The organism is Corticibacter populi, from assembly GCF_004217315.1.
GTDB classification, from domain to species: domain Bacteria; phylum Pseudomonadota; class Gammaproteobacteria; order Burkholderiales; family Burkholderiaceae_C; genus Lampropedia; species Lampropedia populi.
In genome coordinates, this window is record NZ_SGWR01000004.1 from 242,916 (window position 1) to 257,263 (window position 14,348).

Sequence of the window (14,348 nt, forward strand, 5' to 3'; positions counted from 1 at the left end):
GGGCCAAATCGTGCCATCAATCTTAACGACAAATATTTCTTAGCTCTGCGCCGCCTTATCTGACAGCCGACTATATACCTCGCTACCCAGCTATTGACCCTGTACCCGACTCAGCACCGCCCTGAAGCAGAAACTTCTGGCTCCTCTGATATCGCCGTTGCTGTCTGCATGCAGCAACGGCGGGCGAATTCGGCAGGTGTCGCCCACCCCAGCGCAGAGTGGGGGCGACTCTCGTTGTAGTCCCTGCGCCAAACCCCGATCTTGGCCTGCGCGTCGGCCAATGACAAGAACCAATGTGCATTCAGGCACTCCTGGCGCAACCGGCCATTGAAGCTCTCCACAGCCGCGTTGTCGGTCGGCCTGCCCGGTCGGCTGAAGTCGAGCTCCACACCACGCTCATAGGCCCATCTGTCCATCGCCTTGGAGATGAATTCGCTGCCGTTGTCGGTCCTGATCGTAGCCGGCAGGCCGCGCTGCGCAGTGATGCGATTGAGCGTGCGCACAACGTCTTCTCCCTTGAGGCTCTGCCCGACATCAATGGCCAGGCACTCGCGCGTGTACAGCTCAACAACCGTCAACATGCGCAGCTTGCGCCCGTCGAACAGCGCGTCGGCCACGAAATCCATGCTCCAGATCTCGTTGCATCCGAAACGCTGTATCAATTCGGGCACCACCGCCCGGCGCGGCGAAGGCCTCAAAGCTTTTTTCGACCATCGCCTGCAGCATCGTCTTGTCCAGGCTCAGGTTGGCCACGATCTGCTTGAGCTTGCGCTTCTCTTCTTCGAACTGGCCCAGCCGACGCAGCTCCGATGGTCCAACGCCTGCGTACTTCTTGTGCCACACATAGAAGGTTGCATCGCTGATGCCCATCTTGCGGCACACCTGCTCGACGCTGATGCCCAGTTCCGCCTGCTTGGGCGCAAAGGCCATCTGATCCTCAGTGAACATGTTCTTCCTCATGACATGCTCCTGGCCCGATCCGGGCCTTCAATCATGCCGGTCGTTCTGTTACCGAACGCTTCGAAATCATGGGACAGGGTCAACTCTCACACACTGTGAATAAAGCGGACCACCCGCTTGAGCATGTCGAAATCCAGATCTTCTTCGAGTTTGGGATTGCGCAGTGCCCTGACCGACAGGCCTGCAAGCAGTGCTGCCACGATTTCGAGGCGCGAGCGGGTCTCGCGGCTGTCATCTCCGACAAGTTCTTGGAGCGCCGTGTGGAATTCGGCATCGTTGCGATGCACCACTGCGGCGATGGCGGGGTTGCGCGCCGCTTCGGCCAGGATTTCAATGGTTAGCGAAGCGCGCTTGAGATCTTTGTGGATGGAGACGGCGTGGCTGAGTTGGTCGATGAACAAGTCCATGACATCTTGCCCAGGGTTGGCCGCGGCAGCGCTTTGCAGCACGCTGATCTCGCTGCGGTCGCGCTCGACGATCGCGGCGACGATGTCTTCCTTGCTTTTGAAGTAGTGGTAGATGTGGCCCGAGCTCATCTCTGCCGCTTCGGAGATTCTGGCCATGCTGCTGCGATGAAATCCCCTGACGCGAAAACACTCCGCGGCAGCATCGAGGATTTGCGCCTTGCGCTTACGGGCAATTTCCGATTCTTCTTTGTTCATGGGTGTAGATCCTGAGGGCCTGCTGCGGAGTGCGCCTGCCGACCGCGTTTGCCGCGTACCAAAGTCTTGTCTTAGGTATGGGTTGCGTGGACCGGACCGAACAGCCGGGCTTGCGGGGCAGAACCCAAAACTTTACCTGACTGCCCTACCCGCGTGACGCACTCAGACAATGTGTCGTGTGGCCGACACAGGCGGCAGCGGGGAATCATACTCAAGGATATCCCTCGACGGAGATTGGTTAGTCGCGCGGCTTTTCCTGCGGCGGCGCAAGGCAACGGACTCGTCATTGAGTTGGGTCGGTCAATCAACCTATATAATCTCGCGTGGCTTGCTCAAGCTTCGCAAGCTTCTTGCTTGGAAATAGTTTGGTCAACCAACAACTCTAAGTCTGGCCAATGGGTGGCAAGACCCTCGCAACGATTGCGCCGGTAACCGCGCAACCCGAAAGATCAAGGAATTTCCCGTGAAAGAGTCCAAACCTCCATTGCGCTGCAAAGGGTTGGCGTGCTTGTTCGGCACGCTGCTGTTGTTGACCGCGTGCAGCGGCGAGCGTGCCGAGAGTTCTGCCCCGCCGCAGGCGCCCCCTCCAGAGGTCGGGGTCATGACGCTGCATACTCAGCCGGTCACTCTCTCGACAGAGTTGCCTGGTCGCACTGCAGCCTATCTGATTGCGGAGGTGCGCCCTCAGGTCGGCGGCATCCTGCGTGAGCGCTTGTTCGAGGAAGGTTCGGACGTGAAAGCGGGACAGGTGCTCTACCAGATCGACCCGACGTCGTATCGCGCCACGCTGGCACGGGCCGAGGCCAGCCTGGAATCGGCCAAACTGCTGGCCGACCGTTACGACCGCCTGATTCAGAACCGAGCCATCAGCCAGCAGGAGCGCGACGATGCCCGCTCGCAGTACCTGCAGGCCAAGGCGACGGCGGATACGGCGCGCATCGACGTGGGCTACACCCGCATCACCGCCCCAATCTCCGGGCGTATCGGGCGCTCATCCGTCACGCAAGGTGCGTTGGTGACGGCCAATCAGGCCGAGGCACTGGCCACCATCCAGCAGTTGGATCCGATCTACGTGGACATCGTCCAGCCTTCCGGCGCCATGCTGCAGTTGCGCGAAGACCTCGCCAGCGGGCGCCTGCAAGCCGCCGGCGATGGCAGGGCGCCCGTGCAATTGGAACTGGAAAACGGCCGCAGCTACGCGCATCCAGGCACGTTGCAGTTCTCCGAAGTCAGCGTGGATCCCGGTACCGGCTCGGTGACTTTGAGAGCCGTGTTCCCCAATCCGGATGGCGTGTTGTTGCCGGGCATGTTCGTGCGTGCCAAGTTGCAGGAAGGTGTGCGCGAGCAGGGCTTGCTGGTGCCGCAGCGCGCCGTCTCGCGCGACAACCGCGGTCAGCCCTCGGTGTTCGTCGTCAACGCGCAGGGGCAAGTGTCGCAGCGGCCCATTCAGACCGAGCGCACCGTGGGCGGCGACTGGTTGGTCAGCGATGGATTGCAGGCCGGTGAGCAAGTCATCGTCGATGGCATCCAGCGCGTGCGCGATGGCGCGCAGGTCAAGGCCGTGCCGGTGCAAGCTGCACCGGCGCCCGCTGCTGGTGCAGCACCGGCCGCTCCAGCAGCGCCTGAAGCCAACCAGTAAGAGGTCAGGTCATGGCACGCTTTTTCATTGACAGACCGATTTTTGCCTGGGTCATCGCGATTGTGCTGATGCTGGCCGGTGCGCTGGCGATTCGCTCGCTGCCCGTCAACCAGTATCCCAACATCGCGCCACCGGCCATCCAGATTTCCGGCTCCTACCCCGGAGCCTCCGCGCAGACGGTGCAGGATACGGTGGTGCAGGTGATCGAGCAGCAGCTCAATGGCCTGGATGGTCTGCGCTACGTCAGCTCGGCCAGCAACGCCGATGGCAGCTTTTCCATCACGGTGACCTTCAACCAGGGCACCGACCCCGACATTGCCCAGGTGCAGACGCAGAACAAGCTCTCGCTGGCCGAGCCGCTGCTGCCTGCCGAAGTGCAGTCACAAGGCATCCGGGTCGTGAAGTACCAGATCAACTTCCTGCTGGTGCTCGGTTTGATTTCCACCGACGGCAGCATGACGGCGCCGCAATTGGGCGACTACATCGTCTCGAACCTGCAGGACACGCTCTCGCGCACCGAAGGCGTGGGCGACTTCATGGTGCTGGGCTCGCAGAACGCCATGCGCATCTGGCTCGATCCCTCCAAATTGACCAGCTACAGCCTGACCCCGCTGGACGTGAGCACTGCCATCCAGCAACAGAACGTGCAGGTTTCCGCTGGCCAGTTGGGCGGCCTGCCGACGCGCCAGGGCGTGCAGCTCAACGCCACGGTGCTGGGCAAGACGCGCTTTGAAACGCCGGAGCAGTTCGCCAACATTCTGCTCAAGGTCAACAGCGATGGCTCGCAGGTGCGCCTGCGCGACGTGGCCACGGTGGAGATTGGCGCCGAGAGTTTCTCGATTACCTCCAAGTTCAACAACCAGCCCTCGGCTGGTATTGCGATTCGCCTGGCGACCGGTGCCAACGCCTTGCAAACCATCGCCAACATCCGCGCCGAGCTGGACCAGCTTGAGCAGAGCTTCCCGCCCAACATGGAGGTCGTGTACCCCTATGACACCGGGCCGGTCATCAGCGAATCCATCTCCGGTGTGGTGAGTACGCTGATTGAAGCCATCGTGCTGGTGTTCTTCGTGATGTTCCTGTTCCTGCAGAACTTCCGCGCCACGCTGATCCCGACGATGGCGGTGCCGGTGGTGCTGCTGGGCACGTTCGCGGTGATGTCGGCCTTGGGCTTCACCATCAACATCCTGACCATGTTCGGGCTGGTGCTGGCCATCGGCCTGCTGGTGGACGATGCCATCGTGGTGGTCGAGAACGTCGAGCGGCTGATGGCCGAAGAAGGCCTCTCGCCCAAGGAGGCGACCTACAAATCCATGGAGCAGATCACCGGTGCGCTGGTCGGCATCGGGCTGGTGATCTCGGCCGTGTTCGTGCCGATGGCGTTCTTCGGCGGCTCCACAGGCGTGATTTACCGGCAGTTCTCCATCACCATCGTCACGGCGATGTCGCTGTCGGTGCTGGTAGCCATCATCTTCACGCCGGCGCTGTGCGCGACGATTCTCAAGCCCGTCAAGCACGACCACCACGAAAAACGCGGCTTCTTCGGCTGGTTCAACCGGTGGTTCGACCGCAATGCCGACCGCTATCAGGGCGGGGTGGCACGCCTGGTCGGGGCACGCAAGCGCGGCATGGTGGCGTTTTTGATCATCGTTGCCGGGCTGGCCTGGCTGTTTCCGCAACTGCCATCGTCTTTCCTGCCGGATGAGGACCAGGGCACGATGCTGGTGCAGGTGCAAATGCCGCCCAACACTCCGGCGGAGCGCACGCAGGCGGTGCTCGATGAAGTCTCCAGCTATCTGGTCAACGAGCAGTCCGATGCGGTGGCTTCCGTCATGGTGGTCAACGGTTTCAACTTTGCCGGGCGCAGCCAGGGCTCGGGCATGGCCTTCGTCAGCCTGAAACCGTGGGCGGATCGCAGCAAGAGCGTGTTCGAGCTGGCGGGTCAATCCATGGGGCGCTTCTCGCAGATCAAGGAAGGCACGGTGATTGCCATCGTGCCGCCTTCGGTGTCGGAGCTGGGCAATGCCACCGGCTTCAACCTGTTTCTGGAAAACCGTGGCGGCCTCTCGCATGAGGAGTTGATGGCGGCGCGCAACCAGTTTCTGGGCATGGCGGCGCAGCATCCGGCGCTGACCGGCGTGCGGCCCAACGGCATGAACGACGAGCCGCAGTTCCAGGTGCTGATCGACGACGAGCGGGTGCGCACGCTGGGCCTGAGCCTGGCGGACGTCAACAGCACGATGTCGGCGGCCTGGGGTTCTTCGTACGTGAACGACTTCATCGACCGCGGCCGCGTCAAGAAGGTCTACATCCAGGGCGAGGCCGATGCGCGCATCGCGCCGGAGGACTTTGGCAAATGGTATGTGCGCAACGACCAGGGCCAGATGGTGTCCTTCGATGCCTTCGCCAGCAGTGAGTGGACGTACGGCTCGCCCAAGCTGGAGCGCTACAACGGCGTGGCGGCGGTGGAGCTGCTGGGCCAACCCGCGCCAGGTTACAGCTCGGGCGAGGCGATGGCCGCCGTCGAGGAGATCGCGGCGCAACTGCCGCCCGGCCTGACCGTGGCGTGGACCGGCCTGTCTTACGAGGAGCGCCAATCCGGCTCGCAAGCGCCGGCGCTGTATGCCTTGTCGCTGCTGATCGTGTTCCTGTGCTTGGCCGCGTTGTATGAGAGCTGGTCGATTCCCTTCTCCGTCATGCTGGTCGTGCCGCTGGGGGTGATCGGCACTGTGCTGGCCACCATGATGCGCGGGCTGGAGAACGACGTGTTCTTCCAGGTCGGCTTGCTGACGACTGTCGGCTTGTCGGCCAAGAACGCCATTCTGATCGTCGAGTTTGCGCGCGATCTGTATGAGAAACAGGGCAAAACGGTGATCGAGGCCGCCGTGGATGCCGCGCGCCTGCGCCTGCGGCCCATCATCATGACCTCGCTGGCCTTCACCGCCGGGGTGATTCCGCTGGCCATTGCCAGTGGCGCGAGCTCGGGGGCCAAGCACGCCATCGGCACTGGCGTGATCGGCGGCATGGTCTCGGCCACGGTGCTGGCCATCTTCTTCGTGCCGCTGTTCTTCGTGGTGGTTGTACGCCTGTTTGATCGCAAGGCCCGCGCCACGCCCGATCAGCCAGGCCCAGGCACTGCGTCGGCAAACCCATCTGCCCAGCCTGTTGGAGGTCAAGCATGAACCATCTGAATTTTCGCCCGAGCGTGATCGGGCGCCACGTTGCGGCTGCGCTGGGCGCACTGGTGTTGGCCGGTTGCAGCTCGCTCGCGCCGCAGTATGAACGTTCTACCGAGTCGGTCACCGCGCCGCAATGGCCGGTCAGTGCCAACCAGCCCGCAGCAGCGGATGGTGCCGTGCCTGCCGCACAGTTGCCGTGGCGTGATTTCTACACCGAGCCGCGTCTGCAGCAGGTGATTGCCACGGCGTTGGCGCACAACCGCGATCTGCGGCTGGCCGCGCTCAACATCGAGCGCGCCCGTGCGCAGTACCGCATCCAGCGCGCCGGTTTGCTGCCAGAGGTGGGTGCCTCGGGCGGGCAGAGCGCGCAACGTGTGCCGGCCTCCGTGTCTGGCACTGGCGACAGCATGATCAGCCGCTCCTACAGTGCGCAGGTCGGCATCAGTTCGTATGAAATCGACGTGTTTGGCCGCATCCGCGATTTGCAGGAGCAGGCCTTGCAAACCTATCTGGCGAGCGAGGAAACCCGCCGCGCCACGCAGATCAGTTTGATCGGCGAGGTCGCCGGGGCTTACCTGACGCTGGCTGCCGATCTGGATTTGCAGCGTGTCGCGCAGCAAACCCTGGCCAGCCGCCAGGACTCTTACGAATTGCAAACCGAACGCGCCGAGGTCGGCACCGCCTCCGAGCTGGAAATGCGCCAGGCCGAAGGTGAGCTGGAGGATGCCCGCGCGCAGGTGCTCACGATCGAACAGCAACTCTTGCTGGATCGCAATGCACTGGAGTTGCTCACCGGCAGCCCGCTGCCAGACGCCTTGCTGCCCGAACCCGGCAGTTTGCTGCGCTTGCTGCCGGTGCAAAACATTCCGGTCGGCTTGCCCGCCGATCTGCTGCAAAACCGCCCGGACATCCGCGCCGCCGAGCGCACGCTGGTAGGCGCCCACGCCAACATTGGCGCGGCGCGGGCGGCATTCTTCCCCAGCATCAGCCTGACCGGCACGCTCGGGCGCGCCAGCGGTGACCTGGAAGGGTTGTTCGGCAGCGGCGGCGGCCTGGGTTGGACCTTCGTGCCGCAGATCAACCTGCCCATCTTCACTGGCGGGCGCCTGCAGGCGCAACTGGATACCGCCGAGGTGGATCGGGAAATCGCCCTAACGCAGTACGAAAAGTCCATTCAGGTGGCTTTCCGTGAAGTGGCCGATGTGCTGGCGCAGCGCAGCGTGGTCGACCGCCAGTTGGCGACGCAGCAGCGCCGGGTGGACGCGACCAGCGCCACCTCGGAGCTGGTCGACTTGCGCTACGAAGGCGGTGTTTCCAGCTACCTCGAAGTGCTCGATGCGCAGCGCAACCTGTTTGCCGCCCAGCAAGCCCAGATTCAGGCCGAACTGGCGCAGCAGGCCAGCCTAGTCACGCTCTACAAGGTCTTGGGCGGCGGCTGGTCGGTGCAGGACCAGCAAAGCGCCGATGCGGCGGCCCAGGCCCGTGCCGATGTCCGCGCCGCCAGCGCCAGCGTGCTCGACGCCCGGCAACTGTGGCAGCGTCAGTGATATGGTTCGACGCACCCGGCGTGAATCGATGGCCACGAGGGAGGGCATTCTGAATGCCGCCGAGTGGAGCTTTCGCACGCATGGTGTCAGCGCCACCACGATGGCGGCCATTGCCGCACGCGCAGGTTGTACGCGGGGAGCCGTATATTGGCATTTCCCCGACCAGCAGGCGTTGCTGCAGGCCGTTATCGCCCGTGGCCTGCCGTTGCTCAGCCCCCGGCTGACAGAGGAACTGGCGACGCGTCAGCGCGATTGGTTGGGTGTGCTGCAGGCAACGTTGCGGCGCTTTCTCGACGACGTCGAGGCCGACCCGCACGCGTTGAGCGTGCTGGAAATCGTCCTGCATCGCTGCGAATTCACCGGCTCGCTCGGCCAGGCGTGCCTGACCGTCTGCGCACAGGAAGAAGCGCAGGTGTTACAGGCGTTCGAGCAGTTTTTCGACCAGGCGCAGCGCCAGGGCGAGTTGCGACCGGAACGTTCGCCCGCCACCTGTGCCAGCCTATTGCTGCTGATGGTGCTCGGCATCTGGAAAGCGCGTTTTCTGCACAATCCGCTACGGCCTTTCACACCAGACGCGCACGGTGCCTTGCAGATGGTGTTCGAGGTCTGGCGCGGCGCTGCTGCTGCCGCGCCAGAGGCCGGTGGACCTCGGCGCTGCGAACTCTATGCTCCACCCCGGCGACGCTGAAACTGGTCTACCGTCGCCCGGCCTGCCATTGCAGGCGGGAGCGGCCCGCGTGCAGTTAGTCGTCCGGAGCCATGGCTGCCGGCATGGGGGCCCTTTTCGGAGATCATTCCGCCTGTCTTCTCTGCCTGTCTTTTCTGTGCGATTGCCCGGGTTTCCTGATCGGACCGGACATGGAGCAAAAGCGCATGATTTCGCAAGCCACTCGCCTGATCAACACCGTGTACGGCGCCACTGTTCCCAAGATCACGGTGGTGCTGCGTAAGGCCATTGGCCTGGCCTACCTGGCCATGGGGGGCGGCAGGATGGGGGCGAGCAGCCTGCTGGCATGGCCGACCGCCCGCTTCGACGTGATGGGGCCGGACGTGGCGGTGGAGTTGATGCACGGGCGGGAGATCGCGGCAGCCTCCAACCCGGTGGAAAAGCGCAAACAGATCCACTAACGGGTGCGGGACGCCTCGAGTGCCTGGCGGGCCGCAGAGCTCGGCCTGATCGATGATGTCATCGATCCTACGGATACGCGGCGCCTGATTGTGACGCTTCTGGAACGGCAGGGACAACCGCTGCGCCCGGCATTCAAGCACCGCATCGACCCGTGACGCGCGTCTTTGGGCACAATGGCTGCGTCTTTGTACATTTGTGATGGAGCCGACCGATGCCCATGTATTGCGATGACCAGCCTGCGGGCCTGTCCGGCGCGACGGGTCAAATAGCGCGGCGTGACTGGCTGCGCGCCGCCGTCAGCCTGGTTGCGGCGCCGTTGATGGCCGGCCGCGTTGCCGCATCGTCGGCATCATCGGACGCAGTGCCGATGGAGGTCTGGTTGGATCCGAGCTGTGGTTGCTGCAAGGACTGGATCGCACACATGGTCGCCAATGGCTTTGCGCCGACGGTCCATGAGACGGGCAACCATGCCGTGCGCGAGCGGCTGGGCATGCCGGTGCGCTATGGCTCGTGCCATACCGCGCTGGTGGGCGGCTATGTGCTCGAAGGGCATGTGCCGGCGCAGGATGTGCGGCGCCTGCTGCAGTCGCGCATCCAGGCGCTGGGTCTGGCGGTTCCGGGCATGGTGGTGGGCTCGCCCGGCATGGATGGGGCGGTCTATGAGGGGCGCAGCGATCCCTACGAAGTGCTGCTCGTCCTCAAGGGTGGCGAAAGCCGCGTGTACCGCGCCTACCGCTGAGAACGGGCCCTGAGGGCGCAGGCGAGGGCCAAGGCGGTGGCTGGAGTTGGGTCCTCCCGCTCAGCCAATGTCCTTGCTGATGGCCTGGTAGCGCTCCTGCAGTTCGTGGCGCAGCTGGCGGCGCTGCTGGGCCTGGTGGTAGCGGCGCTTCTCGTCCGGTGTCTGCGGCGACAGGCCGGGCACCGTGATGGGCTTGCCGCCGTCATCGACGGCCACCATGGTGAAGAAGCAGCTGTTGGTGTGACGCACCATGCGCTTCTGGATGTCTTCGGTGATGACCTTGATGCCGACTTCCATCGAGGTGCGGCCGGAATAGTTGACCGAGGCGAGAAAGGTCACCAGTTCGCCCACGTGGATGGGCTGGCGAAACACCACCTGGTCGACGGACATGGTGACCACGTAAGTGCCGGCATAGCGGCTGGCGCAGGCATAGGCGACTTCGTCAAGGTATTTGAGCAGGGTGCCACCATGCACGTTGCCTGAGAAGTTGGCCATGTCGGGCGTCATCAGCACGGTCATGGTCAGTTGGTGGTTGCCGGGTTCCATTACGGGCATGTCGATCTTCCGGGGGTTGTTCTGTGATGGAGACGCATTGTGCCCGCAGGCGCCCGGTTCTTCAGGGCGCTTTGCGCCAAGCAGGCTTGGCCGAGCGGGTTATTGCAGGGCATGCACATTCGATGCCAGCTTGCGCACCCATCCCTGTCATGGCATGCCATGACAGGGATGGGTGCGCAGGACCGCCTGCGCGGGCGGGGCAACGCGGCGGTGTTTGATGCAGCGCAGCCAGCAGGGCTGCATAAAATGGTATAAAGTTTTCATGGGTGCACCGCACCCGATCTGGCATCCGGTCCTTGTATGGCAACCCACTCCCGAAAGATTTTCCTCGCATTGCTGGCGCTCGTTGTCGGCGTGGCTGCCGCATTCCTGCTGTGGCCCACAAAACAGGAGGCGCCGGCGTCGAGTTTCGTGTTGCTCGATGGTTCGCGTCAGACCTCGGACGATATGCGTGGCAAGGTCACGCTGGTGAATTTCTGGGCCACCAGCTGTGTGACCTGCGTGGCCGAGATGCCGGAACTGGTGTCGACCTACCAGAAGTTCTCCGCACGCGGCTTCGACACGCTGGCCGTGGCGATGTCCTACGACCCGCCCAGCTACGTGGTCAACTTCGCGCAATCGCGCCAGTTGCCCTTCAAGGTGGCGCTGGACAACACCGGCGAGCTGGCCAAGGCTTGGGGCGATGTGCAGATCACCCCGACGACTTTCCTGGTCGACAAGCAGGGTCACATCGTCAAGCGCTATGTCGGGCAACCTGACTTCGGTGAGTTGCACGAGTTGATTGAAAGGCTGCTGGCGCAGCCTGTCGCCTGATCCGGCATGGACCCCATCCCGCAGATATCGATCCGCCTGGCGCAAAGCCCGGCGGACTTCGAGCAGGCCCGTGAGCTGTTTGCCGAATATGCCGCGAGCCTGGACATCGATCTCTCCTTCCAGAACTTCGAGGCGGAGCTGGGCAGCCTGCCGGGTGACTACGCCGAGCCTGCCGGTTGCATTCTGCTGGCGGACATCGATGGTGTGCTCGCGGGCTGCTGCGCCATGCGGCCGTTGATGGCCTCGGCATATTCGAACGCCTGTGAGATGAAGCGCCTCTACGTGCGCAAGCTGTTTCGCGGCTTTGGCCTGGGGCGGCGTCTGGCCGAGAACATCATGGAGATGGCGGTCCTTGCGGGCTACTCCTGGATGCTGCTCGATACCATCGACGAAATGGAGTCGGCCCGCGCACTCTACGAGGATCTGGGGTTCGTCGAAATCGAACCCTATTACTTCAACCCGCATCCGGGTGCCACTTACCTGCGCGCGCCGCTGAACAACTGAGCGGCAGCCGAAGCGGATGAGGTCGAAGCGGCAGCTTTCAGAACCTGTTGACGCTCTGTTCGCGGGTCACGTTGCCCCGGCATGCGATGCGAGGCAAGGCGCAAACCGCAGTCGGGCCGGGACAACCCGAAGGGCAGGAGGTCAAAAACGCACCAGGCGTCTTGCCCACTGCATTTTTGACCTCCTGCGTGACCCGCGTTCTCAGGCACCGCTGGCCGGCGTGAACTGCAGCCAGTGCATCCACAGCGGCAGCGTCAGCATCGACAGCAGGGTTTGCAGCGTGATCAGCGCGGCCATCAGCCGTGCATCGCCGCCCATCTGGCGCGCCATGATGTAGGCGTTTGGCGCGGTCGGCAGGGCCGCATAAAAGCAGGCGGCAGTGGTCACCATCGGATGCACTCCCAGCCACAGGCACAGCAGCCAGGTCAGGGCCGGCAAGCCCATCAACTTGAGGGCGATGGTCCATGCCATGGCTTGCGGGTGCGCCCCCTCGGGCCGGAAATCGAGGCCGCCGCCCACGCAGATCAGCCCCAGACCCATGGCCACGCCGGCCAGGATCTCCAGCGCATTGGCCAGCGGCGTCGCCAGCCCCAGGCCACTGATGTTCCACAAGGCCCCGGCGACGGTGGCCACGATGATGGGGTTTTGCGCCAGCATGCGGGCAATGCGCTGAGGCGATACCTGCTGGTCGCCCCACCAGGCCAGCGCGATCACCGCGATCACATTGACGGCAGGCAGGCAGATGGCCAGTGCCAGCATGACGAGCGAGGCGATCTCCGGAGGAAAGATCAGGGCCGCCACGGCCAGTCCGTAGTAGGTGCTCGGCCGTGTGGCGCCCTGGATCACCGAAGAGCGCGCCGGGTTCGGCAGGCGCCGCGCCAGGCGCAGGCCGGCGAGCGTGACGACCAGGATCAGCGCAGTGGGCAGCAGCGTGACCAGCGCCAGCGTGCTGACCGCATTCGCGCCCAGTTGCAGCTGCGCAGTGCGCAGGAACAGCAGGGCCGGGAATGCGATGTAGAAACTGAACCATTCCAGCGCCGGGAAGAGCCCTGCCGGTGCCCTGGGATGGCGCTTGATGGCCACGCCCACGGCGATGACCAGAAAAACCGGCAGCACGTATCCGAACATATCGATGCGGTTCCCGTTGGTCGTGTTGACAGGCCTCAGACGGCGCTGCCCAGCAGCAGCACGACGGCGCGCGCTTCCATGGCCTGGCCGCTGCCGACCGGGCCGAGCTTTTCCGCCGTCTTGGCCTTGATGTTGACCTGCCCTGGCGCCAGGCCCAGGCTGGTGGCCAGGTGCTCCCGCATGGCTTCCATGTGCGGTGCCAGCTTGGGGGCCTGGGCAGTGATGGTGCTGTCGATGTTGCCGATCTGCCAGCCGCGCGCCGCCACACGCCGCCATGCCTCCTGCAGCAGCATGGTGGAGTCCGCGCCCTTGAATTGCGGATCGGTGTCGGGGAAATGGCGGCCGATGTCACCGAGGCCGGCAGCGCCCAGCAGCGCATCGGTGACGGCGTGCAGCAGCACGTCGGCATCGGAGTGGCCCAGCAGGCCCATGTGGTAGGGGATTTCGATGCCGCCGAGAATCAGCGGTCGGCCGGGAACCAGGGCGTGAACGTCCCAGCCTTCGCCGATACGGATGCGTGGTGCTGTCTGCATGGTGTTCAGTGTGCTCTCGTGTCAATCATTGATATGGCTGAAGGTCGTCAGGCGGGCGTCCTGCGATTGGCGTGCGCGCAGGACGGCCTCGGCCAGCGCGAAGTCGTCCGGATAGGTGACCTTGAAGTTCTGCGCATGCGAGGCCACCAGCAGAGGCTGGTGGCCCAGTGCCTCGATGGCGCTGGCCTCGTCGGTGATGCTGCTGAGGTCCGGCAGGTCCAGTGCCGTCTGCAGCAGGCCGAGGCGGAACATCTGTGGAGTTTGCGCCAGCCATTTGCCGGCGCGGCTGATGGTGGTGGCCACCCGTGGTGCGGCGGCATCGTTGCCGGCGGGCACCGTCTGCTGCTTGAGCGTGTCGGGCAGCGGCAAGGCCAGCAGGCCGCCGACGGTATCGCGCCGGCACTGGGCGATCAGGCGCTCGATCAATGCGCTGGTGACGAGGCAGCGCGCCGCATCATGCACCAGCACCCAGTCATGCGCCTGCGCACCCAGTTCGCGCAGTGCCAGCAGGCCGCCGCGCACCGACTCGGCCCGCGTGGCGCCACCCACCGGACGAGCCAACAGGCGCGGCATGCCGGTGCGATCGACCTGCGTGTCGAAGTCGCGGTCATCGGGGGCCAGCACGACCAGCAGGCGCTCGATTTCAGCGACGTCCGAGAGTGCGCGCAGCGTGTGCGTGATCAGGCTTTCGCCCAGCAGGGGCCAGTATTGCTTGGCCGGACGGGGCAGACCCTCGCGGCGCTGCGCCTGCGCGGGAATGGCGCGCAGCCCGAGACCCGCGGCCGGCACCACGGCCCAGATGCGGATGGTGTCGGAGGCTGGCTGAGGCGGGGCGGCATGCATGGTGCAGGATTGTAGAGTCCGCACAGAGGCCATTGCCGCGTGAATGCCGCGTGGCTGGCCGCGGCCATGAAAAAGGCCCCGCAGGGCCTTGGATGGTGAGCGGCGATGCCTGCCTGG

Annotated in this window: 13 protein-coding genes and 1 pseudogene; 8 read left to right on the top strand and 6 right to left on the bottom strand. The window is 64.3% G+C overall.

From position 1 onward, the window contains the following. Positions 1-110: 110 nt before the first annotated feature. Positions 111-960 (bottom strand): annotated as a pseudogene (locus tag EV687_RS15185) (IS3 family transposase). Positions 961-1,046: 86 nt separating this feature from the next. Beyond that, complete coding sequence (locus EV687_RS15190) at positions 1,047-1,622, bottom strand: TetR/AcrR family transcriptional regulator (protein WP_122229460.1); 576 nt, start codon at positions 1,620-1,622, stop codon at positions 1,047-1,049. A gap of 601 nt (positions 1,623-2,223) precedes the next feature. Here EV687_RS15190 and EV687_RS15195 point away from each other — a divergent pair. The 6 genes from EV687_RS15195 to EV687_RS15220 all read left to right on the top strand — a co-directional run bounded on the left by EV687_RS15195 (position 2,224) and on the right by EV687_RS15220 (position 9,855). Continuing rightward, positions 2,224-3,261, top strand: a complete 1,038-nt coding sequence (locus tag EV687_RS15195) for an efflux RND transporter periplasmic adaptor subunit (protein WP_122229913.1) — start codon at positions 2,224-2,226, stop codon at positions 3,259-3,261. A gap of 11 nt (positions 3,262-3,272) precedes the next feature. Next, on the top strand, positions 3,273-6,443 hold the full coding sequence (locus tag EV687_RS15200; protein ID WP_122229458.1) for an efflux RND transporter permease subunit: 3,171 nt from the start codon (positions 3,273-3,275) through the stop codon (positions 6,441-6,443). Beyond that, a complete protein-coding gene (locus EV687_RS15205; protein WP_122229456.1) occupies positions 6,440-7,987 on the top strand; it encodes an efflux transporter outer membrane subunit in 1,548 nt (515 codons plus the stop codon). Before EV687_RS15200 ends, EV687_RS15205 begins: the two co-directional genes overlap by 4 nt. Before the next feature lie 28 nt (positions 7,988-8,015). Next, complete coding sequence (locus EV687_RS15210; protein ID WP_162846610.1) at positions 8,016-8,675, top strand: TetR family transcriptional regulator; 660 nt, start codon at positions 8,016-8,018, stop codon at positions 8,673-8,675. Positions 8,676-8,758: 83 nt separating this feature from the next. Next, positions 8,759-9,115, top strand: coding sequence for a carboxyl transferase domain-containing protein (locus EV687_RS15215; protein ID WP_278044268.1), 357 nt, complete (start codon positions 8,759-8,761; stop codon positions 9,113-9,115). A gap of 212 nt (positions 9,116-9,327) precedes the next feature. After that, positions 9,328-9,855: a DUF411 domain-containing protein gene (locus EV687_RS15220; protein ID WP_423201097.1), complete on the top strand. Its 528-nt coding sequence runs from the start codon at positions 9,328-9,330 to the stop codon at positions 9,853-9,855. Between the two features lie 60 nt (positions 9,856-9,915). Here EV687_RS15220 and EV687_RS15225 read toward each other — a convergent pair whose 3' ends face one another. Then, complete coding sequence (locus EV687_RS15225) at positions 9,916-10,401, bottom strand: acyl-CoA thioesterase (protein ID WP_122229451.1); 486 nt, start codon at positions 10,399-10,401, stop codon at positions 9,916-9,918. A 309-nt stretch (positions 10,402-10,710) separates the two neighbouring features. On the opposite strand from EV687_RS15225, the gene EV687_RS15230 reads away from it, so the two are divergent. Both EV687_RS15230 and EV687_RS15235 read left to right on the top strand, forming a co-directional pair. After that, complete coding sequence (locus EV687_RS15230) at positions 10,711-11,223, top strand: TlpA family protein disulfide reductase (RefSeq protein ID WP_122229449.1); 513 nt, start codon at positions 10,711-10,713, stop codon at positions 11,221-11,223. A gap of 6 nt (positions 11,224-11,229) precedes the next feature. After that, positions 11,230-11,727: a GNAT family N-acetyltransferase gene (locus tag EV687_RS15235; protein ID WP_122229447.1), complete on the top strand. Its 498-nt coding sequence runs from the start codon at positions 11,230-11,232 to the stop codon at positions 11,725-11,727. 201 nt (positions 11,728-11,928) lie between these two features. Here the strand turns inward: EV687_RS15235 and EV687_RS15240 are convergent, their stop codons facing one another. The 3 genes from EV687_RS15240 to EV687_RS15250 are packed head-to-tail and all read right to left on the bottom strand — an operon-like array spanning position 11,929 to position 14,231. Further along, the gene (locus tag EV687_RS15240) at positions 11,929-12,855 is read right to left on the bottom strand and encodes an AEC family transporter (protein ID WP_122229445.1); all 927 of its coding nucleotides are present in this window, start codon (positions 12,853-12,855) and stop codon (positions 11,929-11,931) included. 35 nt (positions 12,856-12,890) lie between these two features. Continuing rightward, a complete protein-coding gene (gene ispF / locus EV687_RS15245; RefSeq protein ID WP_122229443.1) occupies positions 12,891-13,388 on the bottom strand; it encodes a 2-C-methyl-D-erythritol 2,4-cyclodiphosphate synthase in 498 nt (165 codons plus the stop codon). A 21-nt stretch (positions 13,389-13,409) separates the two neighbouring features. Then, on the bottom strand, positions 13,410-14,231 hold the full coding sequence (locus tag EV687_RS15250) for an IspD/TarI family cytidylyltransferase (protein WP_122229441.1): 822 nt from the start codon (positions 14,229-14,231) through the stop codon (positions 13,410-13,412). Positions 14,232-14,348 lie beyond the last annotated feature (117 nt).

Excerpts from the sequence above, each read along its gene's own strand:
- EV687_RS15230 (WP_122229449.1), top strand. The coding sequence starts at position 10,711 with ATGGCAACCCACTCCCGAAAGATTTTCCTCGCATTGCTGGCGCTCGTT.
- EV687_RS15195 (WP_122229913.1), top strand. The coding sequence starts at position 2,224 with ATGACGCTGCATACTCAGCCGGTCACTCTCTCGACAGAGTTGCCTGGT.
- EV687_RS15235 (WP_122229447.1), top strand. The coding sequence starts at position 11,230 with ATGGACCCCATCCCGCAGATATCGATCCGCCTGGCGCAAAGCCCGGCG.
- EV687_RS15240 (WP_122229445.1), bottom strand. The coding sequence starts at position 12,855 with ATGTTCGGATACGTGCTGCCGGTTTTTCTGGTCATCGCCGTGGGCGTG.
- ispF (WP_122229443.1), bottom strand. The coding sequence starts at position 13,388 with ATGCAGACAGCACCACGCATCCGTATCGGCGAAGGCTGGGACGTTCAC.
- EV687_RS15205 (WP_122229456.1), top strand. The coding sequence starts at position 6,440 with ATGAACCATCTGAATTTTCGCCCGAGCGTGATCGGGCGCCACGTTGCG.
- EV687_RS15200 (WP_122229458.1), top strand. The coding sequence starts at position 3,273 with ATGGCACGCTTTTTCATTGACAGACCGATTTTTGCCTGGGTCATCGCG.
- EV687_RS15210 (WP_162846610.1), top strand. The coding sequence starts at position 8,016 with ATGGCCACGAGGGAGGGCATTCTGAATGCCGCCGAGTGGAGCTTTCGC.
- EV687_RS15220 (WP_423201097.1), top strand. The coding sequence starts at position 9,328 with ATGCCCATGTATTGCGATGACCAGCCTGCGGGCCTGTCCGGCGCGACG.
- EV687_RS15225 (WP_122229451.1), bottom strand. The coding sequence starts at position 10,401 with ATGGAACCCGGCAACCACCAACTGACCATGACCGTGCTGATGACGCCC.
- EV687_RS15190 (WP_122229460.1), bottom strand. The coding sequence starts at position 1,622 with ATGAACAAAGAAGAATCGGAAATTGCCCGTAAGCGCAAGGCGCAAATC.
- EV687_RS15250 (WP_122229441.1), bottom strand. The coding sequence starts at position 14,231 with ATGCATGCCGCCCCGCCTCAGCCAGCCTCCGACACCATCCGCATCTGG.
- EV687_RS15215 (WP_278044268.1), top strand. The coding sequence starts at position 8,759 with ATGGGGGCCCTTTTCGGAGATCATTCCGCCTGTCTTCTCTGCCTGTCT.